The sequence below is a fragment of the Amycolatopsis sp. A1MSW2902 genome (assembly GCF_017312175.1).
GTDB lineage: Bacteria > Actinomycetota > Actinomycetes > Mycobacteriales > Pseudonocardiaceae > Amycolatopsis > Amycolatopsis nivea.
The window spans coordinates 7,802,776-7,828,913 of sequence record NZ_QJPO01000001.1 but is presented as its reverse complement, the minus strand read 5'-3'; the positions used below and the strand labels follow the sequence as shown (position 1 = coordinate 7,828,913).

The window sequence follows — 26,138 nt, the reverse complement described above, 5'->3', positions numbered from 1 at the left end:
CCTCCGGAGTCAGCGTCTCAATGAGTTCAACGCCCCGCATCCGCGGAACCGTGCCCCGGCATGGCAGTCATCACCCCGGGAATAACCGGGATCCGAGGAGGGGAAACCTCAGCGTGAGCGAAGCAACGCGTGCTCCGCGACCTGCTCCCCGATGAGCCGCAACGTGCGGACGCTCTTCTCGTCGGACGCGCCGCCGCCCTCGTCGAATTTCGTCTCGGCGGAGTTGATCGAACCACCCAGCGGGGTGGACCAGCCGCGCAGCGCGTGCGTGATCGTGCGGAGCTGTTCGAGCGTGGTGACCGCGGCCTGCCAGCCGTACGCGACGGCAGCGAGACCCACCGCGCGGCCGTCGAGGTACGGGCGGGTGTCCTCGCGGAGGTCTTCGATGTAGTCCAGGGCGTTCTTGACCAGCCCGGACAGTCCGCCGTGGTAACCGGGCGAGACGACGATGAGCCCGTCCGCCTGGCGCACGCCCTCGATGAGCTTCCGCGCGCGTTCGTCCCGCTCCGGGGTCGCGGTGTCGTAGAACGGCAAGACCAGCTCGGGGCCCGGGATCAGCTCGGTCACGACGCCGCGTTCCTCAGCGGCGGCGAGCGCGATGCGCAACGCGCGCTCGGATTGCGAGCCCTCGCGCAGCGAGCCGCCAATGCCCAGCACCTTGACCTTTTGTCCCGAAGTCACTTCCGACCTTCCTCCCCACCACCACCCTCAACGGAGTGGCTGCGCCACGCTGGCCTGTTTTGAGGCTAACCCCTCCACCTAACTGGAGGACCAGGATCTGAGACGGAGGCCTGGGTCACACACCGACTGGACCAACGTACCTACTGGCAAGTAACCTCGGCTCATCCGGCGTTCGAGGAGGAACGATGGCCATTTCGCTGCAGATCCGCGCCCAGACTGCCGCCGCGCAGTTGTTGTTCTGGCTGCCCAGGCCGGTGCGCAGGCTGATCGCCGGAGCACCGCTGCGGCTGGACGGCCAGGAGCTCGCCCTCGACGCCCAGTTGCTGCTGCGGTTGCAGAAGCTCTCCGGCGCTTCGCTGGTCAACGGGTCGGTCGAGCGGTCCCGGGCGCTGCTGGAAGCGAGCCAGCACCTGGTCAACGGCAAACGGATCGACCCGGTCGCGACCCGCGACGTCGCCATCCCGTCCGGCGACGCGTCCCTCGAAGCCACCCTCTACACCCCGGCCGGCCTGCCGGAACCGTCGCCGCTGCTGGTGTTCTTCCACGGCGGCGGATGGGTCATCGGCAGCCGCGCCACGCACGACAACGCCGCGCGCTACCTCGCGAAACACGCCGGGGTCCGGGTGCTGTCGGTGGAGTACCGGCTCGCGCCGGAATGCCCGTTCCCCGGACCGGTGGAGGACGCGCTGGCCGCGTTCGACTACGCGCACGCCAAGGCGGCCGACCTCGGCGCGGACCCGGACCGGATCGCGGTGGGCGGCGACAGCGCGGGCGGCAACCTGTCCGCCGTCGTCGCACTGGAAGCGACCCGGCGGGGCGGACCGGCCCCCGCGTTCCAGCTGTTGATCTACCCGGCGGTCGACTTCACCACGCGACGCCGTTCTCGCGAACTGTTCGGCGAAGACCTCTTCCTCACCGACGAGGCGATGGTGTGGTTCGAGGGCCATTACGCGCCGGAGGGCATCGACAAGGCCGACCCGCGGATGTCGCCGCTGCTCGCGTCTGACCACAGTGGACTCCCGCCCGCCTACATCGTCACCGCGGGCTTCGACCCGCTGCGCGACGAAGGCGAGGCGTACGCGGAAAAACTGCGTGCGGCGGGGGTTCCGGTGGCGGTCAGCAGGCAGGCCGACCTGATCCACGGATTCCTCAACTTCGCCGGAGTGGGGACCCGGTTCCGCGAGGCGATCGCGGAGATGGCGGGCGCACTGCGGGTGGGGCTCGCCAAGCGCTCGTGAGCGGGGTTGCCGGTTAGCACCGGGGCTTGGGCCCGGACACGTTGCGAGCGGGGCACGCCAAGCACCCGCAAGGGACGTCGCCGGTCACACCGGTGCCCGAACGCTCTGCGAGCGGGCCATGCCAACCATCCGCGAACGGCGTTCCCGGTCAACACCGGCACCCGAACGCGCTGCAAGCCGGGCTCGCCAACCACCCGTGAACGGCGCCGTCGGTCAACACCAGCCCGGGCCGGACACGGAAGCGCCGCGAGCACGACTCGACGACTGCCCGCGAACGGCGTTCCCGGTCAACACCCGACATCCGAGCCCGGACATGGAACGGAGCCTGGCGCGGCGAACCGCACCAGGCTCCGGGCCTTTCCCCCTCCCCGTCAGGCCGTTCAGGTCCCAGGCACTGGCACCGGGGCGGGCACCGGCGGGGCCGGCAGCGGTGGCGTCGGCACCGGAAGCGGCGGTACCGGCACTCCGCCGAGCAGCCCGGCCAGCAGGCTGGTGACCGCGGCGAGCAGGCCCTTGACCAGGTCGCTCACCGCCTTGAGCGGTCCGGGCAGGTCCGGCAACGGCGGGATCGGCAGCGGCGGGATCTGCCGCGGCGTCGCAGTCGGGTCGCCGAGGAGCCGGTTGGACTCGTCCGCGCGGACCTTCGCCGCCGACGAGAGTTGCTGGGTTTCGGATTGGACCTGGTAGCGCTTGCCCGCCGCGATGTCGGCGAGCACCGGGCTGAGCCGGGTGAGGTCCGCCCTCGTCTTGGCGACATCGCCGGCGTACGCGACCTTGGTCAGGTCGTCCCGCATCTGCAGTACCTGCGCGGCGACGGCTTGAGTGGCCGAGGACCCCTTGCCGCCCGCCGGGCTCGCGGAGGCCATCCCCGAGGTGCCGACGGCCAGCAGACTGCCCGCGGCGACCACAGCGATGATCCGCCCGATCTTGCCTTTCATTCTTTACCTCCCTGGCCTCTGGGACCTGCCGGGTAAATCGATACCCGCCGTGTCGGCCCAACACCAGCCGATCACCGGATAGGGAGTTTTTCTAACCCTTACGTGCCGAATCCAAGAATCGGGAACCGGCCCGCAATTGATTAACGTGGACGGCTTGCGCGTCCCCCGACGATCACGGACCGCGGACCTGAATCTGACTCATAGTAGCCGGATTGCCCGAACGGCGGCATCGCTCACTCACACAGGCGTAGTTCGTGATCGATTACCTTCATCACCCTGTCGGGACGCGCGATCTCGCTCGTCCGACCGTGGGGGTCCCCCACGCACGCACCGCCGCCCGCATTCGGGTCCGCTCCCCTTTTTCCTGGGGACCTCCGCCGCTTCGACCGGAAAACTCCAAGGTCGGCGCAGAAATGTGAAAAACTGTTCGCGAATGGGCGGCGAGAATGCTTTTCCGTGCTGCCGATGAAGTTATCACCCAGGTCGCGCTCGCATTTTCCGGGTCCGCCGAACGCCTGCACGACACCCGGACGGGTGGCGGGTGCCGCTCAGCGAGTGTGACGAAAAGAAGTTGCACGCTCGTACCAACTCTTGCTCTCATGGGGTACGTGCCTTTTCAGCCTTATCGCCGCGTCCTGAGCGTCCCCGGCCTCCGCCCGTCGATGGCGCTGATGTTCTTCGCACGCGTGCCCATGACGATGACCGGCGTGACGCTGACGCTGTACGTCGTCAGCGGCCTCGGCCGGGGCTACGGCGCGGCGGGCGTCGTCGGCGCGGCGGTCACCTTGGGCATGGCGCTCGGCGCGCCGGTGATCGGGCGCACCATCGACCGGTACGGCCTGCGCCCGGTGGTCGCGGTGTGCGGGTTGTCGTCCACCGCGTTCTGGTTCGCGGCTCCGCACCTTTCGTACGAGGCGCTGGTGGTGTGCGCGCTGCCGGCCGGGGTGCTGTCGGTGCCCGCGGGCTCGCTGGCGCGGCAGATCCTCGCCGCGCTCGTGCCCGCCGACCAGCGGCGCGCGGCGTACTCGCTGGACACGATCCTGGTCGAGGCGTCGTTCATGATCGGCCCGGCGGCCGGGATCGCGGCGATCTCGCAACTGTCGGCGACGCTGACCTTGAGCGGCATCGGCACCATCTTCGGCGTCACCGCGCTGCTGATCTTCCTGCTCAACCCGCCGATCCGGAACGAGGACGAACTCGCCCCGGCCGGCACTGTGCGGCCGCCGCTGCGGTCCTGGCTCACCGGACGGCTGCTGGCGACCCTGCTGATCGCCGCCGGGACGCTGTTCTGCCTGGTCGGCACGGAGGTCGCGACGCTGGCCGCGCTGCGCTCGCACGGCGACGTCGGCTGGACCGGCCTGGTCATCGCGGTGATGTGCGCGGCGTCGATGATCGGCGGCATCGTGCACGGCGCGGTGCGGAAGTCGCTGCCGCAGGGGTTGCTGATGCTGCTGCTCGCGCTGCTGGTGATCCCGGTCGGACTGGTGACGCAGCCGTGGTGGCTGCTGATGCTCGTGCTGATCCCGACGAACCTGGTCTGCGCCCCGACGCTCGCCGCCACCACCGAGGCGGTCAGCGAACTCGCGCCGCCCGCCGTTCGCGGCGAGGCGATGGGCCTGCAGGACGCGTCGACGCGGCTCGGGCTGGCCGCGGGAAGCCCGGTGGTCGGCTTCGCGATCGACCATTCGAGCCCGGCGTGGGGTTTCGCGGCGGCCGGATTCGGCGGGCTGGCGCTGGCGGCGCTGGGGCTGGTGTGGTCGCTGCGCCGGAGCTCGGTGCGCACCCCTTCGCTGGCGGCGGCTGTGCGGGCTCGCCGCTGAGCTGTTGCCGGGCGCGATCCGCGACGCGGACGTCCGTGAAGGGCTCCTTCACGGATTTCTGCGAAGGGTCAGGTGCAGGCTTTGCGCAGCCCGTCGAGCTTTTCCAGGTTCCGTTTGGTCCACCGCGCGATCACCCCGGCGTCCTCGAGGTGTTCCTTCTGCACCTGGACGTACGAATCGGCCATGCCGAGCAGGGCGTTCTTGACGTCCTCTTCCTTGACGTCGGCCGCCAGCTCGCGCAGCCGCCGTTCCTTGTCCTGCGCGCGGGCCTTGAGCTTGTCGCCGTCCACCAACGGGTTCAGGTCCGCGAGGCCCAGCGCTTCGGTGCACGTGGAGACCTTGTCCACCGCTGAATTCGTCTGATTCACCGCCGAATCGACCTGGTCGCATCCGGCCAGCAACATTCCGGCCGCGACCAAGGCGACCGCCACCCCCCAGCTCTTCATGCCATCAGGGTAGCGGCTCCCGCGGGCGCACCGGCGCGATTCGCCCGCGGGAACCCCTCATCCCTTCACGCACACGACCTGCTTGAGGTGAGCGACCACCTCGACCAGGTCGGTCTGCGCCTGGATCACCGTCTCGATGTCCTTGTACGCGGCCGGGATCTCGTCGACGACCCCGGTGTCCTTCCGGCATTCCACGCCCGCGGTCTGCGCGGCGAGGTCGGCGGCGGTGAAGGTCTTGCGAGCCTTCGTCCGCGACATCCGCCGTCCGGCTCCGTGGGACGCGGATTCGAACGACGCGGTGTTGCCGAGTCCGCGCACGATGTACGAGCCCGTTCCCATGCTGCCCGGGATGATCCCGAGATCGCCGGAGCCGGCCCGGATCGCGCCCTTGCGGGTGACGAGCAGGTCGACGCCGTCGTAGGTTTCCTCGGCGACATAGTTGTGGTGACACGAAACTGCGTCATCGAACGTCGTCCCCGGGATCACTTCCGCGACCGCGAGCTTCACCAGCGCGACCATCGTCGCCCGGTTCCGTGCCGCGTAGTCCTGTGCCCAGAAAAGGTCGCGCCGGTACGCCTGCATTTCCGGCGTGTCCGCGACGAACACCGACAGGTCGGGGTCCGGCAGATCGCGGTTGTGCGGCAGTTTCCGCGCGATCGCCATGTGCCGCTCAGCGAGTTCCTTGCCGATGTTGCGCGAGCCCGAATGCAGCATCAGCCAGACCCGGCCCTCGTCGGAGCCGCCCTGTTCGAGGCAGACCTCGATGAAGTGGTTGCCGCCGCCGAGGCTGCCGATCTGCCGCGCCGCCCGGTCGTGCAGGTCCTGGACTCCTTCGTGCAGGTCGCCGAACGACTTCCAGAACGTGTCCCAGCCGCCGACGCCGTGCACCTTCGCGGTGTTGACCGGCGTCTTGTGCAGGCCGAACCCGACCGGCACCGCCGATTCGATCCGCTTACGCAGCTTGCCGAGGTCGTCGGGCAGGTCGCTCGCGGTCAGCGAGGTCCGCACCGCGCTCATCCCGCAGCCGATGTCGACGCCGACCGCGGCCGGGGAGACCGCGTCGCGCATCGCGATGACGCTGCCGACCGTCGCGCCCTTGCCGTAGTGGACGTCCGGCATCACCGCGACGCCGTGCACCCACGGCAGGTTCGCGACGTTGCGCAGCTGCCGCATCGCTTGGTCTTCGACCGACGCGGGATCTGCCCACATCCGGATCGGAACCCGCGCGCCGTCCACTGCCGTGTACATGACTTTCCTTTCCCAGAACGAAGTTTGCCCGCTCAGCATCCGGCACTCGGGCGCTGGCGACAACGGGTTTTACCGGCACCGGTGCATCGGTGAAACGAAATCGGCGCTTCCGTCGATAACGGCTCGGACGACCGGTTCGCCGAGGGTGCCGGTCTTGGGGAGGATTCCGTTTTTCCATGAGGTACTCATTGCGGGCGACGCTCGCGGTCTTGTTGCTGGCCGGGTTTCCGGTGCTGATGCTCGCCGTCGCCGGGGCGCTGATCTGGCTCGAGGTCGAGGCGTTCCACGGTCATCCGTTCACCGCGATACGGCTCGGCTTCCTCGCCGTTCCTGTGCTGTACGTGCTGGTCACCGCCCTGCTGACGTTCGAGCGGTCGCACGACGACGTCGACGGTGTGCTCGTCACGCCCGGCGAGCAGCCCGAACTGTGGGCGGCCGTCCGCGAGCTCGCCAAGGAGGTCGGCACCCGGCCGCCGGACGAGATTTACCTCGTTCCGCAGGTCAACGCGGCGGTGAACGAGGAGACGCACTGGGCGGGGCTGCGCGTGCGGCGGCGCCGGATGTTCATCGGCGCGCAGCTTTTCGCCGGGATGCGGGTCAGCCAGCTCCGGGCCATTCTCGGGCACGAGCTCGGCCACTACAGCAATCGCCACACCCGGTTCGCCGGCGCGACCTATCGCGGACGGCAGACGATCGGGCGAGTCGTGAACGGACTCAGCTCGGCTGGGTCCGGCCGGCTGGTGCGGCCGATCTTCACCGCGTACGCCGCCGTGTATTTCCAGGTCTCGGCGCGCGTGAGTCAGCAACAGGAACTCGCTGCCGACACCGATTCCGCGCGCGTCGCCGGCAGCGCGGCCGCGGCCAGCGCGCTGCGCGAGGTCGAAGTCCTCGACGCGGCCTGGTGGGTGTTCCTGAACGACTACGCGACGGTCGCGTGGTCCTCCGGCTATCTGCCGGCGCGGATGACCGAGGGCTACCAGCTGCTGCTCTCCGACGATCAGCGCGCGGAGGAAATGGCTTCCGTGCGGGAAAATCCGCCGTCGCGGCCTGCCTCGAAGTACGACAGCCACCCGCCGATGTCAGAACGGATCGCGCTGCTGGAAGCCGCTCCGGCCATCCCGGTTCCGCCCGGCGGCGAGCGACCGGCGATGGACCTTCTCCGCAACGGGCCGGAGCTGCTCGATGCGGTACTGGTCACCGGCTTCACGGAGGGAGTGTCCTCGAAGAAGAAGCTCGACTGGGCCAGCCTGGTCGACATCGGCGTGCGCGATTCGAATCAGGCCGAGGCGCTGCGGATCCTCCGCAGCCGCCGTCTCGACGATCTGCTGGACCTGCTCGACGCCGGACGCCTCGAGGAACTCGCCGACCCCACGGCTCCGCCGGAGGCCCGGGCGCGGCCGGAGCGCGAACTCTACCGAGCGCAAGTCCACTTGAGACTGTCCATTGTGCTGCACGCAATGCTCGCCAAAGCCGGTGCGGCGCACTGGGAACTGTCTTGGTCTGGACCAGCGAAGCTGGTGCTGGCCGAACCGTACGCCGCCGAACTGGATCCCGCCGTCGACGCGGCGATCGACGGGGACACCGCTCCGCTCCGCGCGTTGCTCGTCCCGGTTCGTTCCTGAGGGGAAACCCTTTGCTGGGACTGATCAAGCCCTACACCGTTCCGCGGTGCACGCCGACGTGCTCACGAACGTGGCGTGGCAGATCCGCAGCGCGCGGGGGCGAAGTACGTCAGCGCGGAGCAATTCACGGGATTCCAGCGCGCGCCCCGCAGTATTGGTGTGACAAGTGGTTCGGCACCCACGATCTGATGTGGACCTTCGCCGAGGAGGGGACAAGCGCGTCGAAGCCGCGCTCGTCGAACTCCGGCGTGGCCCCGAAGCGGTGGAGCAATTCCGCCACCTCGGCCGGAGCACGTCCGGACGGGTGTGGTCGTACAGCGGTTACGGAGCCATTCACGAATTCCGGACGCACCGCACCAAGTAGCGGGGACCGGTCCCGGACGACCAGTGGTCTCCTGGCCCGGTTCCCGAGCAAGAGGTGGTGTCCGAGGTGATCCCGTCCAGTCCATCCCAGCCGACGCCCGCGTCCGGCGAAAACGCGGAGCAGGAGGTGCGGCGAGGAATCCGGTCGATGCGGTGGGCGATCGGCGGCCAGGCCGTGCTCTACCTGGCGCTCGCGGCGTTCGTCGGTTACCTGCTCGGGCTTGGCGGCACGTCGGGCGCCGTGGCCCTGCCGGTGACGATCCTGGTGATCAACTCGGCGCTGACCAGTGCCTTGGTGGTGTGCGCCGTCCTGCTGGGCAGACGGCAGCGCGGGGTGATGCTCGCGCTCATCTGGCTGGAGTGCGGGTTCATGGCGATGCTGCTGCTCGGCGCGATCCTGTCGCTGGCCATGAGTTCCGGAGCCGGGGGCGGCGCGCCGGTCGGGCTGATCCTGTGGGGTTTCCTGATGCAGGCGGTGCTGCGCCCGTTGCAGAAGCCGGAGATCCGGGTCGCGTTCGGGCTGAAACCGATCAAGCCGCGGCAGAAGAAGAAGTGAAAACTGCCCGGCCCCTGAACGAGGGACCGGGCAGTTTCAGCGCGAAGCTCAGCGGTTCTGCGCCACCAGTTCGGCGATCTGCACGGTGTTCAGCGCCGCCCCCTTGCGGAGGTTGTCGGCGGAGACGAACAGCGCGAGGCCGCGGCCGTCCGGGACACCCGGGTCGGTCCGGATGCGCCCGACGAGGCTCGGGTCGATTCCCGCGGCCTGCAGCGGCGTCGGCACGTCCGCCAACTGCACGCCCGGCGCGTTCGACAGCAGTTCGGTCGCTCGCTCGACCGACAGCGGCCGTTCGAATTCGACGTTGATCGACAGCGAGTGCCCGGTGAACACCGGCACCCGGACGCACGTGCCGGACACCAGCAGCTCCGGGATGCCCAGGATCTTCCGGCTTTCGTTGCGCAGCTTCTGTTCCTCGTCCGTCTCGAACGTGCCGTCGTCCACAATGGACCCGGCCATCGGCAGGACGTTGAATGCGATCGGCGCGACGTACTTGGCCGGGGCCGGGAATTCGACCGCCGAACCGTCGTGCGTGAGCGAGGCCGCGCGCGAGGCGACAGCGTTCACCTGCGCGGCCAGTTCGTCGACACCGGCGAGACCGCTGCCGGACACTGCCTGGTAGGTGCTCGCGATGATCCGCACCAGACCGGCTTCGTCGTGCAGCGGCTTGAGGACCGGCATCGCGGCCATGGTGGTGCAGTTGGGGTTCGCGATGATCCCCTTCCGCACGTCCTTGATCGCCTCCGGGTTGACCTCGCTGACGATCAGCGGCACGTCCGGGTCGCGCCGGAACGCCGACGAGTTGTCGACCACGATCGCGCCCGCCTCGGCGAACCGCGGCGCCTGCTCGCGCGACGTCGCACCGCCCGCGGAGAACAACGCGATGTCCAAACCGGACAGATCAGCGGTCGCCGTGTCCTCGACGGTGATTTCCTCGTCGCGCCACGGCAGCGTGCGTCCCGCCGAACGGGCCGAGGCGAAGTACCGGATCTGCTCGACCGGGAAGTTCCGCTCGTCGAGCAGCTTGCGCATCACAGCGCCGACCTGGCCGGTAGCCCCGACCACCCCGACGCGAAGACCCTGCGCCATCAGCGACCACTCCCCGCGTAGACGACGGCTTCCTCGTCGCCGCCCAGTTCGAACGCCTCGTGGATCGCGCGCACGGCCTCGTCCAGCTGCGCGTCGCGGATCAGCACCGAAATGCGGATCTCCGAGGTGTTGATGATTTCGATGTTCACGCCGGCGTTGGCCAGCGCCTCGCAGAACGTCGCGGTGACGCCCGGGTGCGAACGCATCCCGGCGCCGACGAGCGACACCTTGCCGACGTGGTCGTCGTACAGCACGGACTCGAAGCCGATCTCCGCCTTGATCTTCTCGAGTTCCTTGACCGCCTTGGCGCCGTTGGCCTTCGACAGCGTGAAGGTGATGTCGGTGCGGCCCGAGGACGTGCTGGACACGTTCTGCAGCACCATGTCGATGTCGATCTCGGCGTCGGCGACCACCCGGAAGATCTTGCCCGCGGCACCGGCGTGGTCCGGCACGCCGGTCACGGTGATCTTCGCTTCCGAGCGGTCGTGTGCCACACCGGTGATCAGCGCTTGTTCCACGGGGATCTCCTCGATCGATCCGGCCACCGTGGTGCCCGGCTTGTCGCTGTAAGAAGAACGGACTCGGATCGGCACGCCGTAACGGCGCGCGTACTCGACCGAACGCAGGTGCAGGATCTTCGATCCGCTCGCCGCGAGCTCCAGCATCTCCTCGTACGGGATGGTGTCGAGCTTTTTGGCGTCCGGCACGATGCGCGGGTCGGCCGAATACACACCGTCCACATCGGAATAGATCTCGCAGACGTCCGCGTTCAGCGCGGCGGCGAGCGCCACCGCGGTGGTGTCGGAACCGCCGCGGCCGAGCGTCGTGATGTCCTTGGTGTCCTGTGCCACGCCTTGGAAACCGGCCACCAGCGCGACGTAACCCTGCTCGAGCGCCTCGGTGACGCGGCTCGGAGTGACGTCGATGATGCGCGCGTTGCCGTGCACCGAGGTGGTGACCACGCCCGCTTGGGAACCGGTGAACGACCAGGCTTGCGCGCCCTGCGCGGAAATGGCCATCGCGACCAGCGAATTCGAGATGCGCTCACCGGCGGTGAGCAGCATGTCCATTTCCCGCTCCGGCGGAGCCGGGTTCACTTGCTGCGCCAGATCGAGCAGCTCATCAGTGGTGTCGCCCATCGCCGAGCACACGACGACCACGTCGTTGCCCGCCTTCTTGGTCGCGACGATCCGTTCTGCCACGCGCTTGATCCGGTCGGCACTTTCCAGCGACGATCCGCCGTACTTCTGGACCACGAGGGCCACGCCCGAACCTCCTTGACGGGCCGGGGCGTACTCCTTGGAGGGCACCGAGGAGCGCCCACGGCCCTTCATTTGGAGAAGAGCCTACCGGCGCGAACGGCGCTCGCCACCCCATCGAGTGGTCCGCCACGGCCTGTCAGGAGGGTTTGGAAGTAAATTTTCCTTAACGCCAGGGGAAAGCTCGAAGCCCTTCCTCCGGAGTGACGGAGAGCACTCCCCGGCCGTACTACCTTCGCCGCATGCGCAAACCAGCCGAGACGAGCGTCCCCGTCGCGCCGACCATCGCCGAGCGGTGGAGCCCGCGGGCCTACGACGAGACTGCCGAAATCACCGGCGCCCAGCTGACCGCATTGCTCGAAGCCGCCAGGTGGGCGCCGTCTTTCGGCAACACCCAGCCGGCCCGCTACCTCGTCGGCCGCCGGGGCGATCCGGTGTTCCCCCGCATCCTCGCGACACTCAACTCCGGGAACCAGGCGTGGGCGTTCCGGGCGAGTGCGTTGCTGATCGGCGTGACGGTCACCACGAATGAGAAGGGCGAGGTGCCCTACGCCGACTACGGACTGGGTTTGGCGACCGAGAACCTCGTCCTCCAGGCAGTCGAGCTCAGCCTGATCGCCCACCAGATGGCGGGCTTCTCAGCGGACGCGGTCCGCGCGGAGTTCGGCCTCCCGGACGAGGCGGTGGCCCGGGTCGCGATCGCCGTCGGATCCCCCGCCGACCCGTCCGTACTGGACGACCCGCGCCGGATCGAACGGGAACTGGCCCCTCGGCGCCGGCTGCCACTCACGGAGTTCGTCTTCGGTGATCGATGGGGGTCTCCGGCACTGTGACCGTTTCGTGAGCAATCCGGGGAACCGGAGTCCCGCCGTTGAGGTCAGATAGACGCCAAACCGGTCAGGCCGCTGATTCGGTGGGATTCTTCTCAAGGAGTGACGAAATGCGTACAGCGATGCCGGTTGCACTGGCGGTTTCCGCGACGGCGATGGCGTTCGCGCTGTCCGGGTGCTCCTCCGAGGACACCCCCGCCCCGCCGATCGCCACTCCGCCCGCTTCGTCCTCCGCGGCCGCACCGTCCTCGTCGGCCGCCGCTCCCGCCGGTGACTCCGCCTCCGCCGACTACACCAAGCAGGGCACGAAGCTGAAGATCGGCGAGAAGGCCGTGGTGCCGTTCAAGTCGCAGAAGATCACCGGCGCGATCGGCGTGACGGTGACCGGCATCGACAAGGGCGTGGAGGCCGACCTGGCCCCGCTGAAGCTCGGCGACCGGGCCAAGGGGATGACGCCGTACTACATCCAGGTCAAGGTCACGAACGAGACCGGCTCGGACTTCTCGTACAGCTCGCTGGGCCTGATGAACGGCCTCCTCGCGGACGGCACCGACGGCCCGCACGTGACGGTGATCGGCAAGTTCGAGAAGTGCGACCGCGGCAACTCCGGCAAGACGTTCACCACGAAGGGCGCTTCGTACGACAGCTGCGTGCTGGCACTGGCCCCGGCTGGCGCGGAGGTCAAGGGGGCTAGCTACACCGCGAGCACGTACCGGGACCTGGCGCCGAACACTGACTACGGCAAGGACGCCGTGACCTGGCAGTAAGCTGCGCCAGAGATCGTCGCGGGGGCGTCAGTCGCGGGACTGGCGCCCCTTTCGCGTCCTGGGGGAACTGATGTCTGGCAGAAGACCGATCGTGTTGGTGGCGGCGTCGGCGTTCGCGCTGTCCGCGTGTTCGAGCACTCCCGCCGCGCCACCACCCGGTCCTGCCCCAGCGTCCGTCTCGACCTCGGCGTCCGCCTCGACCAGCGCGCCCGCGCGGAAGAAGATCGCCTACACCAAGCCGGGCACGAAGCTCAAAATCGGCGAGAAGGCCGTGGTGCCGTTCACGACCGACTCCTCGCCCGTCGGCGCGATCGGCATCACGGTGACCCGCATCGACCGGGGCACCGAGGCGGAACTGGCCCGGATGAACCTTGGTGACGACCTCACCGGCCTGGTGCCGTTCTACATCCGGTTCACCGTGTCGAACGAGACCGGCGACGACTTCTCCGGCTCGGGAGTGGGCGGGGTGAGCGGCCTGCTCAAGGACGGCTCCGAAGGCAGGATGAGCCTGCCCGCGGACTCGCCGGAATGCGACCGCGACGCGACCTACGGCTTTACGACCAAAGGCGCGAGCTACCGCTCGTGCGAGATGGAACTGACCGTCCCCGGCACCACGGTGACCGGAGCGAAGTACGACAACGACTCCTACGCCTGGCTGGCCAAGGGCACGGACTACCGGGAAAATCCGATCATCTGGCAGCCATGACGCCGGCTCGGTCGCGGGCTCTGGAGCCATCGGCATCACCGTGACCGGCATCGACAAAGGCGACGCGGCCGACCTGACCCGCAGCGTTCGTGACGATCATCGGAACCTTCGAGAACTGCGACAACGCCGGCGGCGGCCAGTACTTCGCCATCGTCGGCGCGACCTACGACAGCCGTGAGCCAGGCTCAGGCGCCCGCGCCTCCGACGCGCCGGATGATCTTCGCCAGGATTCCCGACACGATCAGCCAGAACACCGCTGCGATGCCGTAGTTCACCAGAACGCGCAGTTTCGCGTCGCTCGGCGTGAACAGGTCCTTGAAGCCGAGCGACAGTCCGTCGGCCCAGCCGCGGACGAACGAGACGATGCCGTTGCCCTGGTTTGCCTCGCCGATGACGAAAATCACGTGCAGCACCAAGACCGCGGCGAACAGCAGTCCGACCCAGCGCACCAGCGATGCGAGGAAGGACACCCCGCGCTCACGAGTGCGCCGCCAGTCCACCGGGGTGCGCTGGGGCCGCGCCTTCGCCTCGGTTTCCTGCGCTTCTTCCGCGTGCTCGCCCATGCCGGGCAGTCTGGCACGTCGTTTCGCGGCCCGCTACCCGCTAGTAACAGGTATCAGCCACCCGACGTAACAGTTCGATCGCGACGGGCGGCTTTCCTTTCGCGGCGTCGGGTGGTTACAGTGACCCCGTGGCGCGTGAACTCCTGCTTCGCTGCCGCGACGGGGCCTGATCTGACCGGCTCCTCGTCGCGGGGCTTTGTGGTGCCGGTCGTCCGCACCGATCCCTTCAGGAGAATTTCCCGCGATGAGCACCGACCCCCGCACCACTAACTCCCGTCTGCGCACGCCCTCTCGTCCCGCGCCCGCCGGGCAGCCCTCGTGGAACCCGCAGCGCGGCACGTCCATGCCGGTCCACCGTTACCGCCCCTGGTACGACGTCGTCGAGAACATCGACGTACCCGACCGCACCTGGCCGGACAAGCGCATCGACCGCGCGCCGCTGTGGTGTGCGGTCGACCTGCGCGACGGCAACCAGGCGCTGATCGACCCGATGTCGCCCGCGCGCAAGCGCAAGTTCTTCGACCTGCTGGTCCGCATGGGCTACAAGGAGATCGAGGTCGGCTTCCCGGCCGCGTCGCAGACCGACTTCGACTTCGTCCGCGAGATCATCGAAGAGGGCGCGATCCCGGACGACGTGCACATCCAGGTGCTGACCCAGTGCCGCCCCGAGCTGATCGAGCGCACCTTCCAGGCGCTCGAGGGCGCGCCGCGAGCGATCGTCCACATTTACAACTCGACGTCGATCCTGCAGCGCCGCGTGGTGTTCCGCGAGGAGCGCGAGGGCATCAAGAAGATCGCGACGCAGGCCGCCGAAATGGTCGTCGAGCTGGCGGCGAAGCAGCCGGACACCGACTTCCGCTTCCAGTACTCGCCCGAGTCCTACACCGGCACCGAGCTGTCCTACGCGCTCGAGGTGTGCAACGCGGTCACCGAAATCTGGCAGCCGACGCCGGAGAAGCCGGTGATCCTGAACCTGCCGGCGACCGTCGAAATGGCGACCCCGAACGTCTACGCCGACTCGATCGAGTGGATGAGCCGCAACCTGGAGCGCCGCGATTCGGTGATCCTGTCGCTGCACCCGCACAACGACCGCGGCACCGGCATCGCCGCCGCCGAACTGGGCTACCAGGCCGGCGCGGACCGGATCGAGGGCTGCCTGTTCGGCAACGGCGAGCGCACCGGCAACGTCGACCTGGTCGCGCTGGGCATGAACCTCTACAGCCAGGGCATCGACCCGCAGATCGACTTCTCCGACATGGACGAGATCAAGCGGACCGTCGAGTACTGCAACCAGCTGCCGGTCCCGGAACGCTCCCCGTGGGGCGGCGACCTGGTGTTCACCGCCTTCTCCGGCAGCCACCAGGACGCGATCAACAAGGGCCTCGACGCGATGAAGGACGCCGCGGACAAGAAGGGCGTCCCGGTCGACGAGCACCCGTGGGAGGTCCCGTACCTGCCGATCGACCCGAAGGACGTCGGCCGCACCTACGAGGCCGTGATCCGGGTGAACTCGCAGTCCGGCAAGGGCGGCGTCGCCTACATCATGAAGGCCGAACACCAGCTGGACCTGCCGCGCCGGCTGCAGATGGAGTTCTCGAAGGTCATCCAGGCCTACACCGACACCGAGGGCGGCGAGGTCGACCCGGCCACCATGTGGCGTGCGTTCTCGGCCGAGTACCTGGAGTCGAAGACCCCGCTGGAGCTGATCAAGCAGCGGGTCACCGACAACGGCGGCGGCGAGTACGACCTCGAGGCCACGGTGAAGGTCGAGGGCGACGAGCACGAGATCACCGGCCGCGGCAACGGGCCGATCGCCGCGTTCTTCGACGCACTGTCCACTGTGGGCTACGACCTGCGGCTCCTGGACTACAGCGAGCACACGCTGAGCCCTGGCGACGACTCGCGCGCCGCGTCCTACATCGAATGCGCGATCTCCGACCGCGTGTTCTGGGGCATCGGCGTCGACCCGTCGATCGTCACCGCCTCGCTGCGTGCCGTGGTCAGCGCGGTCAACCGGGCCAACCGCTGACCCGAACCTGATCGTCCCCATGCCACATTGGGTGCGTCACATGCACCCAATGCGGCATTGGGGCGGTTCTGGGCGAGGGAGACGAGGATGCGAGCCGAGCGCCTGGTCGCGCTTCTCTTCACGCTGCACCGCAAACGCGCGGGCACCGTCGGGGAGCTGGCCGGCGAGCTGGGCGTGACCGAGCGGACGCTGCGGCGGGATCTCGCCGCGTTGCGCGAAGCCGGCGTGCCGCTCTGGAGTGAACCCGGGCGGCACGGCGGCATCCGGCTCGTCGACGGCTGGCGTTCGCGGCTCGACGGCCTCACCTCGCGGGAGGCCGTCGCGCTGCTGGCCCTCGACGTGCCGGACGCGCTGGCCGGGCTCGGTCTCGGCACCGCCGTGGCCGCGGCGCACGCGAAAGTGTCCGCGAGCATGCCGAAGCAGCTGCAGGAACAGGCCCGGACGGTCGCCGGGCGGTTTCATCTCGACGCCTCGGCCTGGTTCACCTCGCCGGACGACACGGGCGCGCTGCCCGCGGTCGCGAAGGCGGTGTGGACGCAGCAGCGGCTCGACGTGCGGTACCGACGGCGCGACAAAGTCACCCGGCGGACGCTCGATCCACTGGGCCTCGTGCTCAAAGCCGGGGTTTGGTATCTAGTGGCGCGCGTCGACGCCGACTTGCGGACGTATCGCGTCTCCCGGTTGATGGCGGTCGCCGAAACCGGTGAAACCTTTGCCCGGCCGGAGGAATTCTCGCTCGCTGACTGGTGGCGCGCGTCGTCGGCGGAGTTCGAGAAGATGCCGCTGCCGTTGAAGGTGACGGCTCGGCTCGACCGGTCCGCAGCGGGGGCGTTGCGGCGGGTTTTCGGGCCCGAGCACGTGAACGAGGTGCTGGTGTCGCTCGGCCCGAAGGACGCCGACGGGTGGGCCGAGGCCGAGTTCGCCATGGAGGGCAAGGAAGTCGCCGTCGGACAGCTGGTTTCTCTCGGCCCCGGCGTCGAGGTGCTCACCCCGCCGGAGATCCGCGCCGCGGTCGCGGAATTCGGTCAAGCGCTGGCTGAGCGCAACAAGGATCAGCGGTAGCCGCTGGCGTCGGCGGGCTTTCCGGGTTCCTGCACCTCCTCGATGTACCGCCACGCGTCCGGACGGCTGCCGTCCACGTCATCGATCTCGTAGACCTTCGCCAGCTGACCGCTGGAAACGGTCTGTCCGGTCCACCGGTGCCGGTCCGCGTCGGCGGCGAGCGCGACGACCGTGCGGCCGGAGAAGGTCGGCGATTCCGAGATCACGAAGTGCGGCTCACGGACGGTCGCGTCGCGCCAGTTTTCCTCGGTGACCTCGAAAATCTCCAGCATCGCCTCCGAACGCAGCCACCCCGGCGTGAACGCGATCGCGGTGCACTCGTGCTTTTTGAGTTCGGCCGCCTCGCCGACCGCCAAGACGTTGATCGCCGCCTTGGCCAGGTAGTACGGCAGTGACGTGCCCTCGCGGTACTTCTGGTTGTACTCGGCGGTGCCGTCGGTCAGTTCGATCACCAGCCCGCCCGGACGGCGGATGACCAGCGGAAACAGATGGTGGCTGGTGATCAGGTGGGCGTCGAGGGACAGCCGCATCATCCGCAGGCTCGCGTCCAGCGAGTGCTCCCAGACCGGTTTGCCCCACTCCAGGTAACGGTCGCCGCCCCAGATCCCGTCGACCAGGATGTCGAGGCCGCCGTGCTCGACGTCGATCCGCTTGGCGAGCGCGGCGACCTCGTCGCTCACCAGGTGGTCGACCCGCAGCGCGGTTCCCTTGCCGCCCGCGGCTTCGATCCGCTCCAGAGTGTCCTCAATGGTCTCCGGACGGTCCACTTCGGACCGTCCGGCCCGCGTCGTGCGACCGGTGACATACACGTGCGCCCCGGCCCGGCCCAGCTCGACCGCAATCGCCCGGCTCGCCCCGCGCGTGCCGCCCGCCACGAGCGCGACCTTGCCCGCCAGTTCCCCGCTCATTTCGTTCGTCCTCTTCTCTCTCGGTGAACCACCAGCGTGCGCGTGAACCCTGACATCCTCTGTCCGGTTTCCGGAAATCTGTGTCCTGGCTGTGCCTTGCTGTGAAGAGCCGGTGATTGGGACTCATCCGGGCTGGCACGACGGTTAATGGAGATATGGACGCTACGACGGCTGGGCTGGTGGTGCTGTTCGTCGTCTCGCTGGTGCCGGTGTTGCCCACCGAGGTGACTCTGCTCGGCATGGGCGTGGCCGCCGCGCAGCACGGGACCTCGCTGGCCGTCGTGATCGCAGTCGCCAGCTTCGGCTGCCTGCTGTCCGACCAGGCGTTGTACGCACTCGGGCGGTTCGGCGGGGCTCGCGTGCTGGCCCGGCTGGGCCGTCGGCGCAAACTGGCCGCCGGGCTGACCTGGCTCGACGGACGCTTGCAACGGCATCCGCGGCCGGTCCTGGTGGTCGCGCGATGGCTGCCTTCCGGCGGCACGATCGGCGCACTGCTGGCTGGCTCGTTGCGGTGGCGGTTCACCGAGTTCCTGACCGCGTCCGCGGTCGGCGTGCTGCTGTGGACGTCGTACGTCGCGTTCCTCGGCTACGCCGGCGGGCAATTGGTCGCCGAGCCGGGACTGAGCCTCGCGTTGTCGCTGACCATCGCGGTGCTGCTGGGCTCGGCGATCACTATCGGGATTCGACGGCACGCAGCGCCGAGTACAACGCCTTGATCAGCGGTTCGTTCTCCGGCGCGGCCGCGGCGGGGAACGGGATCCGGCGGCGGGTGTAGCCGTACGCGACGCCGTTGCGCGGGTCGGCGAACGCCTGCTGGCCGCCCGCGCCGCTGTGTCCGAAGCTGCCCTGGCCCAGCTCGGGGTAGTACTCGCTGGTGGCGTGGAATCCGATGCCGAACGCCTTGTGCTGATGCAACACCACGTCGTCGCCGGTGGACTGGATTTGCGCGAACTCGGCGGAGGTTTCCGGCTTCAGCAGCGGCGGTTCGCCGTCCAGCGGACTGATCGCGGCGGCGTACATCCGGGCCAACCCGCGGGCCGAGGCGACGCCGCCGAACGAGGCCGGGCCGAGCCGCCGGACCTCCGGGAGATTCGGCAGTTCCCAGACCTCCGGACCGTCCGGATGGTGCCGGTTGAACGCGATCCCGTTCAGGCTGTTGGCGGCGGGCGGGGTGATATGCCGTTCGGGGGTAAGGATCATCGGCTCCGCGCTGGCGAATCGCGGCTCCAGTTCGGCGGGGAGGCCGAGGTAGAAGTCCACTGCGTACGGATCGCGGATCCGTTCGGCGAAGTGTTCCTGGATGGTGCGGCCGGTCGCCCGCAGCACGACCTCGCCGCTGAGCGCGCCGATGACCAGCGCGTGGTAGCCGAACGCGGTTCCCGGTCGCCAGAACGGGCGCTGGCGAGCCAGGCGTTCCGCGACGATCCGGTCGTCCGCGAGTTCCGCGCGGGAGAATCCTTCGTCGGCGCCGACCAGTCCGGCTCGGTGCGCCAGGAGTTCCCTGAGCGTGACGTCTGCCGAGAACTCCGGCCAGTAGTGGCGCACCCGCTGGTCAAGGTCCAGCACCCCGTCCTGCACCAGCAGCGCGACGACCAGATGCGCCGCGCCCTTCGTCGCGGAGTAAGCGCCGAGCAGGCAATCGCCGTCGACGCCGGTCCACAAGTCGACTACTCGCTCGCCGCGGTGGTACGCCACCAGCTGGGCGGCTCCGTCGGCGACCGCCGCGAACGTGTCCCGCACCTGTTCGAAACCGGGCCGCACGGTGCCCTCGATGTTTTCCATGCCACGACCGTACTCCTGTTTGTAACCATTGGTCACTAACTCTGTCTCGGTAGAGTCCGCAGCTATGACCCGACCGCGGCCCGGCCGCCCCGCGCAGCTCGATCGCGAGCGGATCGTCGACGCGGCGTTGTCCACGGGAAACCTCGACACCTTGACCATGCGCGAACTGGCGACGCGGCTGGGCGTGACGCATGGCGCGCTCTACCGCTGGGTCGCCAACCGGGACGCGCTGTTCGATCTGATCAGCGAGGTAGTGCTGGAGCGGGTGCTTCCGGCGGAAGGCCCGCCACGCCGGTCTTGGCGGCCGTGGCTCGCCCAGGTCGCGTGGGCGATGCACGACCAGTTCCTCGCGGTGCCCGGTTACGCGACCCGGTTGTCCCGGCCGCACCGGCACAACGCGGATTCGTTCGGCAGGCTGCGCTCGCAGGTGGTCGCCGCGTTCACCAACGCCGGGGTGTCGCCGGAACTGGCTGAGCAGAGCTGGTACATCTTCATCACGTGCACGGTCAGCTGGCTCGCGGTGCGGGAAAACCCGCTCGATCTCGGGCCGGACGCACCTCGGTTTGAGCTATTTCTCGACACGTTGCTGCGTGGGCTTCCCGCCCGGGAACCCGGTTAGGTCGTCAACGCGGCCACTTCGGCACGCAACTCGTCGATCACAGTCGCGACCGCTGGACGATTCACCGCACCAGTACGGCACACCACTTCCACCAACCGCGCCGCGCGGATACCCGCCAGCGGACGGCCCACCAATCCACTGCCGCGTCGAGTGTCCATTGTGTACCGAGGCATCAACGCGATCCCGTGCCCGGCCGCGACAAGCCGTTCGGTGATGCGGAAATCGTTGATGCGCTGGACGATCTGCGGCCGCACGCCGGTGCGCACGGTGAGCGAGCGCAGGACGTCGTCGACCGGGAAGCCGTGGTCCACCGAGATCCAGCGTTCGTCGGCGAGATCGGCGAGTTCGACCCGGCGGCGGCGGGCGAGCCGGTGATCGGCGGGCAGTGCGACGTCCAGCGGTTCGCGCAGCAGCGGGACGACGTCGAGGCGTTCGGTGTCGAATTCGGGCGCGTGCTCGTCGCGGTGGGCGACGACGACGTCGTAGTCGGCGACCAGGCCGGGAACCTGCGGCGGGACCATGTCGACGTCGCGGACGTCGACGTCGAGATTTTCGTACTGGTCGATGCGGCGCAGCAGACCGGGCAGGAGCATCAGGCCCGCGGACTGAAAGATCGCGATCCGCACCCGTCCGCGCGGGGCGCTGCGGTAGGTGGCCAGTTCCGCTTCGGCCCGGTCCAGCGCGGCCAGCACGTCGTCGGCGCGGGCGACCAGCGCGCGGCCCGCGTCGGTGAGCCGCAGCCCGCGGCCGGCCGGTTCGGTGAGCGCGATGCCGACCTCCGCCTGCAACGCGCGCAACTGCTGGGATATCGCCGACGGGGTGCAGTGCAACGCCCGAGCGGCGGCGGTGACGCTGCCCCGATCAGCGAATTCGCGCAGCGTCCGGAGCCTGCCCAAGTCCATCCGCGCAGTGTATGTGAAGCAGCGCTACACAGTCGGTGCAGTTTTTCTCGCTGGTGCTTCAAGGTTTGCCTAGGCAGAGTGGCGGCATGGCCATCCGGGACCGTCTGCTCGCTGTGTTCGTCGCCGTCTTGTGGGGTCTGAATTTCATTGCGATCCACGCCACACTCGGCCAATTCCCGCCGATGTTCGCGGGCGCGCTGCGGTTTCTGCTGATCGCGATTCCGACGATGGTCCTCGTGCCGCGGCCGCGCGTGAAGCTGCGCTACCTCCTGGGCTACGGGCTCGGGTTCGGCACCGGACAGTTCGCGTTCCTATTCGTCGCGATGCACCTGGGCATGCCGACCGGGCTCGCGTCGCTGGTGCTGCAGGCGTCCGCGCCGTTCACCGTGCTGCTGGGCGCGGTGCTGCTGCGGGAACGCGTCTCCGGGCGGCAGCTGGCCGGGATCCTGCTCGCGGTGGCGGGCATGACCGCGATCGCCTGGCAGCAGTCCGCGCACGCCGCGCTGGTGCCGGTGCTGCTGACCCTGCTGGCCGCGCTGAGCTGGGCGATCGGCAACCTGAGCATGCGCCGCGCGGAGCCGGACAACCCGCTGCACCTGACGCTGTGGATGTCGGTGGTGCCGCCGCTGCCGATGCTGGCGCTGTCGAGCATCTTCGAAGGCCCGGGCGCGGCGTGGCACTCGCTGGCGACGCTCGGCACCAAGACTGGTCTGATCGGCATCGCGGGTCTGGCGTACGTCGTCATTTTCGGGACCGTCGTGGGCTCCGGCATCTGGACCACGCTGATGCGCCGCAACCCGGCGGGCGTGGTCGCGCCGTTCTCGCTGCTCGTGCCGGTGGTCGGGTTGACGGCGTCGTTCTTCATCCTGGGCGAGGTGCCGACGGTACTGACCCTGGTCGCCGCGGCGGTGGTGATCGGCGGGGTCTTGCTGGGCTCGCTGCGGAAGAAGCCCGCGGTCACACCGGAGGAACTGCTGCCGGTGTAAGGGTCACCGGCTGGGACGCTGCCGCAGCAGTTCGGGCACCCGGTCGTACGCCTTCAGCTCGCCGGCCAGCTCCGGGACCAGATAGCCGAGCACCCGCAGGATCGTCTCGTGGTCCTTCCACAGATGCCGGTGATGAATCGGCTCGTGATGCATGATCCGGTTGCGGAACAGCAGAACGGTGCGCAAATCCGTGTGCAGATCACGCCGTTTGCCGCGGTAGAAGGCGAACGTGCGGTGCAGGTGCGGGACCCACAGCGTCCGGTCGTAGGCACTGCTGAGCGTGGACACCCAGAACCCGAGCGACAGGTTGGCCACGAGGTCATCGGGCGTCTGCGGCCGTCCGCGCACGGTCAGCTTGCGCAGGGCCTCTGCCAGCTTGCCGACGCCGTCGGGGCGCAGCGGGGCTACCCGCCACCAGTCTTCCCGGTCGAACGCCGTCGCCAGCGTGCGGTGCAGGCCGTTCCGCAGCGCGAGCTCCAGGCAATGCAGCGACGGGTAGAACGCCGCGGAAACCTCTACGTTCCACCAGTACAACGCACAAGCCCGAGCGAGATCGCCTTCCGCCTTCGCGAGATACGGCGCGAACCTCGGGGTCGACAAACCTTCCCTGATCCACCCCGGCTCCCCCGGCATCAGCTGCCCCTCCCCGTTTCTTGCCCCTCTCGGGCGGAGGGGATGTGCTAGTATGGCGCAGTACGCCCCGGGTCGCCTCTGCTTTCGCATGCCGCTCGGGGCATCGCTTATTTCCGGGCCGGGGAACAGAAAACCCCCGGCACGTCCGAAGACCTGCCGGGGGAATCCCGTCACTCGGTTCAGGCGACCGCGTCGTTCTTTTCCTCCGACGACGCGGACGAGGCCGATCCCGCCGCGTGGCGGGCCATGCGCTTCTTCAGCACCAGCGTCACCACCACGCCGATCACCAGTGCCGCGCCGAGGCCTGCCCACTGGAAGCCCTTCAGCCACTTGTCGGCGACCACGCCGAGGTAGTAGATGAGCGCCGTCGTCCCGCCCGCCCAGACGATGCCGCCCAGTGCGTTCGCGATCAGGAAGCGTGGGTAGTGCATGTTCAGCGACCCGGCGAGCGGGCCGGCCAGGATGCGCAGCACCGCGACGAACCGGCCGAAGAACACGGCCCACATGCCGCGTTTGTGGAACATCTTTTCGGCGCTCGCGATGTGGTCGGGGCCGAAATGTTTCGGGAACTTCCGGCCGGCCCAGGCGAAGAGCCGTTTGCCGCCCTTCTTGCCGATCAGGTACCCGATGCTGTCGCCGATGATCGCGCCCGCCGACGCCAGCACGCCGATCCACAGCGGGTTCAGCCCGCTGTGCGACGACGCCAGCAGCGCCGCGCTCACCAGCACGATCTCCCCCGGCAGCGGGATGCCCAGGCTTTCGACCATCACCACCAAGCCCACCAACAGGTAGACCGACAGCGGAGGGATCGCCTCCAGCACGTGGTCGATGTTCACTGCCAACCCCCTTGTGATTCGTGCCTGGTCTCCGCAGAGTACCCAGCTGACGAGCGTTCTCGCGTCCGCCTGGAGTCGGGGGTGGGGTCCGTCTTCAGGCAGGGGTTTTTCAGGGTTTTTCCGACATAACACGCAAAGCGCGCGATTCGAAGTACTCGCGTTCCGGCAGGCTCAAGGTGCGCTGGGCGGCCCGGAGGTAGCACTCGCGGGCGCCTTGCGCGTCGCCGGACCGTTCGAGGAGATCGGCGCGGACCACGTCGGCGCGGTAGTGGTCCAGGTGCTCGGACGCGTCCAGTTCGGCCAGCGCGACCGCAGGGCCTTCGACGCGGGCGAGCGCGACCAGGCGGTTGAGGGTGACCATCGGGCCGGGCGCGAGCTGCCGCAGGAGGTCGTACAGCATCAGGATCTGCGGCCAGTCGGTGTCGTCGGCGGTCGGGGCTTCGTCGTGCACGGCGGCGATCGCGGCTTGCAGTTGGTACGGGCCGACGGGGGTGTTCGCCAGCGCGTGTTCGATGAGTGCGCTGCCTTCGGCGATCGCGGACGCGTCCCAGAGCGAACGGTCTTGTTCGGCCAGCGGCACGGGCACGCCGTCCTGGCCGGTGCGGGCGGGACGGCGGGCGTCGGTGAGCAGCATGAGGGCGAGCAGACCGGCGACCTCGCCGTCAGCAGGCAGCAGCGCGTGCAGTTGCCGGGCGAGCCGGATGGCCTCGGCGGTCAGTTCGACGCGGTTCACCTCGCTGCCGGAGCTGGCGGTGTGGCCCTCGGTGAACACCAGATACAGCACCTGCAGTACCGCGGCGACGCGTTCCGGCAGTTCGTCCCGGGGTGGCAGGGCGAAATCCGCACCGCGCAGCTTCTGTTTCGCGCGGCTGATCCGCTGACCGATCGTCGGCTCCGGAACCAGGTACGCCCGCGCGATCTCGGCGGTGGTCAAGCCGCCGACGGCACGCAACGTGAGCGCCACCTGCGACGGGCGGGTCAGCGCGGGATGGCAGCAGAGCAACAGCAGGGTGAGCGTGTCGTCTTGCTGCGGCACCAGTTCGAAGGACGGCGGTTCCAGCGCGGCCACCGTCTCCTCACGACGGATCCGCGCGGCTTCGTTGCGCCACATCTCGATCCGCCGCCGAGAAGCGGTCGTGATGAGCCAGGCCTTCGGATTGTCCGGAACCCCGTCCTTCGGCCACTGCACGGCGGCGGCGAGCAGGGCCTCCTGCACGGCGTCCTCGCATTTGCCGAAATCGCCGTAGCGGCGCACGAGCGCGGTCAGGACCTGCGGGATGAGGTCGCGCAGGAGGCCGTCGATCACAGCTCGAAGTCCACGTCGCCGGTCAGCCCCATCACAGGCCGCACCTCGATCGTCGCGAACGGCGCCTCCGGGATCCGCGCGGCGATCTCCAGCGCACGGGCCTCGGAATCGCATTCCAGCAGGTAGAACCCGGCGAGCTGTTCTTTGATCTCGGCGAACGGGCCGTCGGTGGTGCTCACGCCGTCAGTGCTCACGCGGACCTGCTTCGTCAGCTCCGGCGCGGCCAGCCGCTCGGACACGATCCGCTCGCCGGTGCCCGCCAGCTCCTCGTGGAACCGCTGGTAGGCCCGCAGGCCCTCGGCCTTCTGCTCGTCGCTCATCCCCGCCCAGGCCGCGCGCGACGCCGGGTTGCCGTAGATCAGGACCAGATACTTCATCGGGAGCCTCCTCGAAAAGTTTTTCCACCCCAGATGTCGAAGCCGGACCGGCGGCTTCGACGTCCCGGACGAACACCGAGTCCGGGAAAAGGAGACCACAAAATGTCCGAAAACGAGATCCGCGACCTGCTGGCCGAGCGCACCGCCGCGATGCACGCGAAGGACCCGAAGCGAGTCGTCGCGAGCTACACCGAGAAGGCGGTCAAATTCGACCTCGCCCCGCCGCTGCGCACGACCGGCGCTTCCGCGGAGCACGTCGCGCAGTGGATGAGCACCTTCGACGGGCCGATTTCCTACACGTACCACGACGAGGAGATCACGGTGTCCGGCGATCTGGCGGTGGTGGCGGCGCTGACGAAGCTGACCGCGACGCCGCAGGGCCACAACGAATCGTTCACGCTCTGGTTCCGCACCACGTTCGCCTTGCGGCGCAATGGAAATGGCTGGCTGATCGCGCACGAGCACAACTCGACGCCGTTCCACATGGACGGTTCGTTCCGCGCTGCCGTCGACCTCCAGCCCTGAAAGCCCTGAAAAGCCGTGAAGGACTCCTTGAAGGAATCAGATTCCCT

At 68.7% G+C, this 26,138-nt stretch carries 28 protein-coding genes; 13 read left to right on the top strand and 15 right to left on the bottom strand.

Going from position 1 to position 26,138, the window contains the following annotated elements:
• Window positions 1-108: 108 nt before the first annotated feature.
• Complete coding sequence (locus tag DMP23_RS36555) at window positions 109-681, bottom strand: NADPH-dependent FMN reductase (RefSeq protein ID WP_205673106.1); 573 nt, start codon at window positions 679-681, stop codon at window positions 109-111.
• Between the two features lie 185 nt (window positions 682-866).
• On the opposite strand from DMP23_RS36555, the gene DMP23_RS36550 reads away from it, so the two are divergent.
• Complete coding sequence (locus DMP23_RS36550; protein ID WP_337823765.1) at window positions 867-1,919, top strand: alpha/beta hydrolase; 1,053 nt, start codon at window positions 867-869, stop codon at window positions 1,917-1,919.
• Window positions 1,920-2,299: 380 nt separating this feature from the next.
• Here DMP23_RS36550 and DMP23_RS36545 read toward each other — a convergent pair whose 3' ends face one another.
• Window positions 2,300-2,857, bottom strand: coding sequence for a hypothetical protein (locus DMP23_RS36545; protein ID WP_037808428.1), 558 nt, complete (start codon window positions 2,855-2,857; stop codon window positions 2,300-2,302).
• 671 nt (window positions 2,858-3,528) lie between these two features.
• Between DMP23_RS36545 and DMP23_RS36540 the strand changes: the two genes are divergently transcribed.
• The gene (locus DMP23_RS36540; protein WP_443111366.1) at window positions 3,529-4,677 is read left to right on the top strand and encodes an MFS transporter; all 1,149 of its coding nucleotides are present in this window, start codon (window positions 3,529-3,531) and stop codon (window positions 4,675-4,677) included.
• A gap of 68 nt (window positions 4,678-4,745) precedes the next feature.
• Here the strand turns inward: DMP23_RS36540 and DMP23_RS36535 are convergent, their stop codons facing one another.
• A complete protein-coding gene (locus DMP23_RS36535; protein WP_337823764.1) occupies window positions 4,746-5,123 on the bottom strand; it encodes a hypothetical protein in 378 nt (125 codons plus the stop codon).
• Window positions 5,124-5,180: 57 nt separating this feature from the next.
• Window positions 5,181-6,371, bottom strand: a complete 1,191-nt coding sequence (locus DMP23_RS36530; protein ID WP_337823763.1) for an RtcB family protein — start codon at window positions 6,369-6,371, stop codon at window positions 5,181-5,183.
• A 176-nt stretch (window positions 6,372-6,547) separates the two neighbouring features.
• Here DMP23_RS36530 and DMP23_RS36525 point away from each other — a divergent pair, with 176 nt between their 5' ends.
• Window positions 6,548-7,993, top strand: a complete 1,446-nt coding sequence (locus DMP23_RS36525) for a M48 family metalloprotease (RefSeq protein WP_337823762.1) — start codon at window positions 6,548-6,550, stop codon at window positions 7,991-7,993.
• Window positions 7,994-8,414: 421 nt separating this feature from the next.
• Window positions 8,415-8,912, top strand: coding sequence for a hypothetical protein (locus tag DMP23_RS36520; RefSeq protein WP_337823761.1), 498 nt, complete (start codon window positions 8,415-8,417; stop codon window positions 8,910-8,912).
• A 48-nt stretch (window positions 8,913-8,960) separates the two neighbouring features.
• Here the strand turns inward: DMP23_RS36520 and DMP23_RS36515 are convergent, their stop codons facing one another.
• Both DMP23_RS36515 and DMP23_RS36510 read right to left on the bottom strand, forming a co-directional pair.
• Window positions 8,961-10,001 (bottom strand): aspartate-semialdehyde dehydrogenase, encoded by a 1,041-nt coding sequence (locus DMP23_RS36515; protein WP_037808435.1) that lies wholly within the window; start codon window positions 9,999-10,001, stop codon window positions 8,961-8,963.
• Window positions 10,001-11,266 (bottom strand): aspartate kinase, encoded by a 1,266-nt coding sequence (locus DMP23_RS36510; protein WP_037808437.1) that lies wholly within the window; start codon window positions 11,264-11,266, stop codon window positions 10,001-10,003. The genes DMP23_RS36515 and DMP23_RS36510 overlap by 1 nt, the downstream gene beginning before the upstream one ends.
• A 236-nt stretch (window positions 11,267-11,502) precedes the next feature.
• On the opposite strand from DMP23_RS36510, the gene DMP23_RS36505 reads away from it, so the two are divergent.
• The 3 genes from DMP23_RS36505 to DMP23_RS36495 all read left to right on the top strand — a co-directional run bounded on the left by DMP23_RS36505 (window position 11,503) and on the right by DMP23_RS36495 (window position 13,563).
• A complete protein-coding gene (locus DMP23_RS36505; protein ID WP_337823760.1) occupies window positions 11,503-12,093 on the top strand; it encodes a nitroreductase family protein in 591 nt (196 codons plus the stop codon).
• A 107-nt stretch (window positions 12,094-12,200) separates the two neighbouring features.
• A complete protein-coding gene (locus DMP23_RS36500) occupies window positions 12,201-12,857 on the top strand; it encodes a hypothetical protein (RefSeq protein WP_337823759.1) in 657 nt (218 codons plus the stop codon).
• Window positions 12,858-12,927: 70 nt separating this feature from the next.
• Window positions 12,928-13,563: a hypothetical protein gene (locus DMP23_RS36495; RefSeq protein WP_337823758.1), complete on the top strand. Its 636-nt coding sequence runs from the start codon at window positions 12,928-12,930 to the stop codon at window positions 13,561-13,563.
• Here the strand turns inward: DMP23_RS36495 and DMP23_RS36490 are convergent.
• Together DMP23_RS36490 and DMP23_RS36485 are read right to left on the bottom strand one after the other, a co-directional pair.
• Complete coding sequence (locus DMP23_RS36490; RefSeq protein WP_337823757.1) at window positions 13,547-13,714, bottom strand: hypothetical protein; 168 nt, start codon at window positions 13,712-13,714, stop codon at window positions 13,547-13,549. The two genes, DMP23_RS36495 and DMP23_RS36490, sit on opposite strands and share 17 nt — an antisense overlap.
• 34 nt (window positions 13,715-13,748) lie before the next feature.
• Entirely contained in the window at window positions 13,749-14,126 is a 378-nt protein-coding gene (locus DMP23_RS36485; RefSeq protein ID WP_037808446.1) for a hypothetical protein, read from the bottom strand.
• 244 nt (window positions 14,127-14,370) lie between these two features.
• Here DMP23_RS36485 and leuA point away from each other — a divergent pair, with 244 nt between their 5' ends.
• Together leuA and DMP23_RS36475 are read left to right on the top strand one after the other, a co-directional pair.
• Complete coding sequence (leuA, locus tag DMP23_RS36480; protein ID WP_043827063.1) at window positions 14,371-16,155, top strand: 2-isopropylmalate synthase; 1,785 nt, start codon at window positions 14,371-14,373, stop codon at window positions 16,153-16,155.
• A gap of 87 nt (window positions 16,156-16,242) precedes the next feature.
• A complete protein-coding gene (locus tag DMP23_RS36475; RefSeq protein WP_337823756.1) occupies window positions 16,243-17,217 on the top strand; it encodes a helix-turn-helix transcriptional regulator in 975 nt (324 codons plus the stop codon).
• Here DMP23_RS36475 and DMP23_RS36470 read toward each other — a convergent pair.
• Entirely contained in the window at window positions 17,208-18,125 is a 918-nt protein-coding gene (locus tag DMP23_RS36470; RefSeq protein ID WP_134728530.1) for an SDR family oxidoreductase, read from the bottom strand. The two genes, DMP23_RS36475 and DMP23_RS36470, sit on opposite strands and share 10 nt — an antisense overlap.
• A gap of 155 nt (window positions 18,126-18,280) precedes the next feature.
• Here DMP23_RS36470 and DMP23_RS36465 point away from each other — a divergent pair, with 155 nt between their 5' ends.
• Window positions 18,281-18,841 (top strand): DedA family protein, encoded by a 561-nt coding sequence (locus tag DMP23_RS36465; RefSeq protein ID WP_134728531.1) that lies wholly within the window; start codon window positions 18,281-18,283, stop codon window positions 18,839-18,841.
• Here the strand turns inward: DMP23_RS36465 and DMP23_RS36460 are convergent.
• A complete protein-coding gene (locus DMP23_RS36460) occupies window positions 18,798-19,907 on the bottom strand; it encodes a serine hydrolase domain-containing protein (RefSeq protein ID WP_134728532.1) in 1,110 nt (369 codons plus the stop codon). The genes DMP23_RS36465 and DMP23_RS36460 overlap by 44 nt on opposite strands.
• Window positions 19,908-19,971: 64 nt before the next feature.
• Here DMP23_RS36460 and DMP23_RS36455 point away from each other — a divergent pair, with 64 nt between their 5' ends.
• Window positions 19,972-20,526 (top strand): TetR family transcriptional regulator, encoded by a 555-nt coding sequence (locus DMP23_RS36455; protein ID WP_134728533.1) that lies wholly within the window; start codon window positions 19,972-19,974, stop codon window positions 20,524-20,526.
• On the opposite strand, the gene DMP23_RS36450 is transcribed toward DMP23_RS36455, so the two are convergent.
• Entirely contained in the window at window positions 20,523-21,428 is a 906-nt protein-coding gene (locus DMP23_RS36450) for a LysR family transcriptional regulator (RefSeq protein WP_037808463.1), read from the bottom strand. The two genes, DMP23_RS36455 and DMP23_RS36450, sit on opposite strands and share 4 nt — an antisense overlap.
• 86 nt (window positions 21,429-21,514) lie before the next feature.
• Between DMP23_RS36450 and DMP23_RS36445 the strand changes: the two genes are divergently transcribed.
• Window positions 21,515-22,414 (top strand): EamA family transporter, encoded by a 900-nt coding sequence (locus DMP23_RS36445; RefSeq protein WP_238603907.1) that lies wholly within the window; start codon window positions 21,515-21,517, stop codon window positions 22,412-22,414.
• A gap of 3 nt (window positions 22,415-22,417) precedes the next feature.
• Here DMP23_RS36445 and DMP23_RS36440 read toward each other — a convergent pair whose 3' ends face one another.
• The 4 genes from DMP23_RS36440 to DMP23_RS36425 form a co-directional block, all read right to left on the bottom strand.
• Complete coding sequence (locus DMP23_RS36440) at window positions 22,418-23,047, bottom strand: hypothetical protein (RefSeq protein ID WP_337823755.1); 630 nt, start codon at window positions 23,045-23,047, stop codon at window positions 22,418-22,420.
• A gap of 179 nt (window positions 23,048-23,226) precedes the next feature.
• A complete protein-coding gene (locus tag DMP23_RS36435) occupies window positions 23,227-23,883 on the bottom strand; it encodes a DedA family protein (protein ID WP_037808466.1) in 657 nt (218 codons plus the stop codon).
• Window positions 23,884-23,992: 109 nt separating this feature from the next.
• Window positions 23,993-25,189, bottom strand: a complete 1,197-nt coding sequence (locus DMP23_RS36430) for an RNA polymerase sigma factor (protein ID WP_238603904.1) — start codon at window positions 25,187-25,189, stop codon at window positions 23,993-23,995.
• On the bottom strand, window positions 25,186-25,566 hold the full coding sequence (locus DMP23_RS36425; protein WP_037808470.1) for a YciI family protein: 381 nt from the start codon (window positions 25,564-25,566) through the stop codon (window positions 25,186-25,188). Before DMP23_RS36425 ends, DMP23_RS36430 begins: the two co-directional genes overlap by 4 nt.
• Before the next feature lie 102 nt (window positions 25,567-25,668).
• Between DMP23_RS36425 and DMP23_RS36420 the strand changes: the two genes are divergently transcribed.
• Window positions 25,669-26,091, top strand: a complete 423-nt coding sequence (locus DMP23_RS36420; RefSeq protein WP_337823754.1) for a YybH family protein — start codon at window positions 25,669-25,671, stop codon at window positions 26,089-26,091.
• Window positions 26,092-26,138: the final 47 nt, after the last annotated feature.

What these genes read in the sequence shown, in the direction of transcription:
- DMP23_RS36460 (WP_134728532.1), bottom strand. Translation starts at nt 19,907, where the DNA reads ATGGAAAACATCGAGGGCACCGTGCGGCCCGGTTTCGAACAGGTGCGG.
- DMP23_RS36525 (WP_337823762.1), top strand. Translation starts at nt 6,548, where the DNA reads ATGAGGTACTCATTGCGGGCGACGCTCGCGGTCTTGTTGCTGGCCGGG.
- DMP23_RS36550 (WP_337823765.1), top strand. Translation starts at nt 867, where the DNA reads ATGGCCATTTCGCTGCAGATCCGCGCCCAGACTGCCGCCGCGCAGTTG.
- DMP23_RS36530 (WP_337823763.1), bottom strand. Translation starts at nt 6,371, where the DNA reads ATGTACACGGCAGTGGACGGCGCGCGGGTTCCGATCCGGATGTGGGCA.
- DMP23_RS36475 (WP_337823756.1), top strand. Translation starts at nt 16,243, where the DNA reads ATGCGAGCCGAGCGCCTGGTCGCGCTTCTCTTCACGCTGCACCGCAAA.
- DMP23_RS36420 (WP_337823754.1), top strand. Translation starts at nt 25,669, where the DNA reads ATGTCCGAAAACGAGATCCGCGACCTGCTGGCCGAGCGCACCGCCGCG.
- DMP23_RS36515 (WP_037808435.1), bottom strand. Translation starts at nt 10,001, where the DNA reads ATGGCGCAGGGTCTTCGCGTCGGGGTGGTCGGGGCTACCGGCCAGGTC.
- DMP23_RS36500 (WP_337823759.1), top strand. Translation starts at nt 12,201, where the DNA reads ATGCGTACAGCGATGCCGGTTGCACTGGCGGTTTCCGCGACGGCGATG.
- DMP23_RS36465 (WP_134728531.1), top strand. Translation starts at nt 18,281, where the DNA reads ATGGACGCTACGACGGCTGGGCTGGTGGTGCTGTTCGTCGTCTCGCTG.
- DMP23_RS36455 (WP_134728533.1), top strand. Translation starts at nt 19,972, where the DNA reads ATGACCCGACCGCGGCCCGGCCGCCCCGCGCAGCTCGATCGCGAGCGG.
- DMP23_RS36490 (WP_337823757.1), bottom strand. Translation starts at nt 13,714, where the DNA reads ATGGCGAAGTACTGGCCGCCGCCGGCGTTGTCGCAGTTCTCGAAGGTT.
- DMP23_RS36505 (WP_337823760.1), top strand. Translation starts at nt 11,503, where the DNA reads ATGCGCAAACCAGCCGAGACGAGCGTCCCCGTCGCGCCGACCATCGCC.
- DMP23_RS36440 (WP_337823755.1), bottom strand. Translation starts at nt 23,047, where the DNA reads ATGCCGGGGGAGCCGGGGTGGATCAGGGAAGGTTTGTCGACCCCGAGG.
- DMP23_RS36545 (WP_037808428.1), bottom strand. Translation starts at nt 2,857, where the DNA reads ATGAAAGGCAAGATCGGGCGGATCATCGCTGTGGTCGCCGCGGGCAGT.
- DMP23_RS36450 (WP_037808463.1), bottom strand. Translation starts at nt 21,428, where the DNA reads ATGGACTTGGGCAGGCTCCGGACGCTGCGCGAATTCGCTGATCGGGGC.
- DMP23_RS36470 (WP_134728530.1), bottom strand. Translation starts at nt 18,125, where the DNA reads ATGAGCGGGGAACTGGCGGGCAAGGTCGCGCTCGTGGCGGGCGGCACG.
- DMP23_RS36540 (WP_443111366.1), top strand. Translation starts at nt 3,529, where the DNA reads ATGTTCTTCGCACGCGTGCCCATGACGATGACCGGCGTGACGCTGACG.
- DMP23_RS36425 (WP_037808470.1), bottom strand. Translation starts at nt 25,566, where the DNA reads ATGAAGTATCTGGTCCTGATCTACGGCAACCCGGCGTCGCGCGCGGCC.
- leuA (WP_043827063.1), top strand. Translation starts at nt 14,371, where the DNA reads ATGAGCACCGACCCCCGCACCACTAACTCCCGTCTGCGCACGCCCTCT.
- DMP23_RS36495 (WP_337823758.1), top strand. Translation starts at nt 12,928, where the DNA reads ATGTCTGGCAGAAGACCGATCGTGTTGGTGGCGGCGTCGGCGTTCGCG.
- DMP23_RS36485 (WP_037808446.1), bottom strand. Translation starts at nt 14,126, where the DNA reads ATGGGCGAGCACGCGGAAGAAGCGCAGGAAACCGAGGCGAAGGCGCGG.
- DMP23_RS36445 (WP_238603907.1), top strand. Translation starts at nt 21,515, where the DNA reads ATGGCCATCCGGGACCGTCTGCTCGCTGTGTTCGTCGCCGTCTTGTGG.
- DMP23_RS36535 (WP_337823764.1), bottom strand. Translation starts at nt 5,123, where the DNA reads ATGAAGAGCTGGGGGGTGGCGGTCGCCTTGGTCGCGGCCGGAATGTTG.